At 46.4% G+C, this 2,013-nt stretch carries 1 protein-coding gene and 1 pseudogene; both read right to left on the reverse strand.

The genetic code is table 11. The features are described 5' to 3' along the window. A pseudogene (locus tag QT974_RS30375) lies at window positions 1-303 on the reverse strand (hypothetical protein); the annotation flags it as partial. A gap of 228 nt (window positions 304-531) precedes the next feature. Beyond that, a complete protein-coding gene (locus QT974_RS30380; RefSeq protein ID WP_333472102.1) occupies window positions 532-1,935 on the reverse strand; it encodes a hypothetical protein in 1,404 nt (467 codons plus the stop codon). Window positions 1,936-2,013: the final 78 nt, after the last annotated feature.

A 2,013-nucleotide genomic window follows, 5' to 3' on the forward strand; every position in this document is an offset into this window, starting at 1 on the left:
ATCTTCCTCCCACGCCGTATCAAATTGACACCAAGCTGCACTCTTGGAATCAGGATTAAGGCAAATTATGTAGCACCATATCCAACAGAGCAGGCGCGGTTCGTAGTTGTAAAATTTGCCGATAACTATTCCCCAGTCAGCTTCTTCGCCAACATCGACCCAGCGCACCATCTCGCCGCAGTCAAAGCGCGAAGGATGAATTTTGGCAAAACTTGCAGGCAACTCAGTTGAAGGTGGTATATCCTTCAAATGTTTCAGTGGCAGGGTAGAAATCAAATCTCGCTTTGTTTTTAAGATTGACATGAGTTTTTAACTGTGCAGTCAATGCACTTGATTTGTTTTGATAAGTTTTAAGGTCAATTTCTCACTCAAAAATCGCAGCGCGATATCTGCTTAATTGGCATCTATAAATCTTCTTTTTTTAACAGGTAATTAATTAGCAATAAACTAGGTTTATTGCCATTAACCAACTGGTTGGATGACGTAAGGTCGATCGCACTTTGACATGGCTTGGTATGGCGCACCCTACCACTACAGATATTGAAAAGGCGTTCCTTCATCGAGCATGACTATCGCGCAGTCAACGTCAAGCAGTCCGCTGTCTGCAATTTTCGGACCTGCAAATCTACCGATTTTGCCGGCGTTGGCTTCGGCGCTGTGTTGGGTAATTCTTACTATGTCATCGGGTTTCCAAGTTGGCTCCTTGTTAGGAACAGCATCATTTGACGGGTCAGCAGCGCTGCTTTTTGTCTGTTCTAGGGCTTTTTCCAATTCGGCAATTTTATGTTCGAGTGCTTGTTTTTGGGTTCGCCAGTTTTCGCTTGCACTCTGTACCCAGAAGGCTTCTTTTTCTTGGAATAGCTGTTGTAGTCTGGTGTTTTCTTGCTGCTGTTGTTCTAGCTGAACTATGAGAGCAATCATTTGCAATTGGTATTGTTCGATCGCGGCAGTGACTTTAGGAGAGTGCGGGTTTGACTTGAAATGCTGTTGCGTTTCCAGTTGCTCTAGTTTGGCTTTGAGAAATGTGTTTTCTTGTCGCAGTTGTTCTTCTATTTGCAAGCTGGATTCTAACTGGCTTTCGGCTGCATCCGTTTCAGTCTGGCTTTCGGCTGTATCCGTTTCAGGTTCATGGTTTGAGGCGGCAGCAGGTGTTGATGATTCGATTAGGAGCGCGATCGCCCTCTCAATCTTGATGTCAGCGTGCAAGATGTCCTGTCTGAGCTTCTCCCTGACTTCTTTTGTGACTGAAACATCCAATTCTTCGTTCAGCGTGGCTTTCAGCTTCCGCAAATAGGCTAGTTCAAGAATCAGCCGGCGATTGTTGGTGGAGTCGGGGGCGGGTTCAAAATTTGGTTTTGCACTTTTGGGGGCGGCACTTCTTGTTGAGTGCTTGCGCTTGCTGTTGCTGGCGTTGGGCTGTTTCCACTGCTGTACGAAAGTTTTGGCGGCTTTGACAGTCCATCCTGCGGGGTTGTCGTTTTCAGACAGAAACTTTTTGACGAGTTCGATCCCACCTCTACAAAAAACGGCGATGACGGGGGTTCCCCAACCGCTCATTTTTTCGACGAGGTGGCATTCTGTATCCCTCAACTGCCGCCAAATACGGGCGATCGCCATTGCATCTTTAGTTTGTTTGTTTGTATCGGGAAAATGGTACTGGAGCCAGTCTGACCACTTCAATCGAGCTTTTTTGACTTTTTCTTTGAGTACAAGCAGTTTGTCCCCAAACTCGAACAGGGCAATGCTGATGGTGCGGTAGCTAGTGCGGATTTCGGAGGTTTGCTTTTCTAGTTGAACTATGGTTTCGGGACTGATGGAACTGGAGTAGGGGTATTTTTTGAAGCTTTTGGGGATGTCCGTGGAAGAGAACGCACGTCTGTCAATAGTTTGGACGGTTTCCACATCGACGCTGGTGTCCGGGGATGATTGAAACATGATAGATTGTCCTTAACTTATTTAATCTGAGCTGGTCTTCGCGGGCCAGCTTTTTTGTTTTGGGAGCCAGTGGAGCTG

This window comes from Microcoleus sp. BM001215392 (assembly GCF_036700185.1).
GTDB lineage: Bacteria > Cyanobacteriota > Cyanobacteriia > Cyanobacteriales > Microcoleaceae > Microcoleus.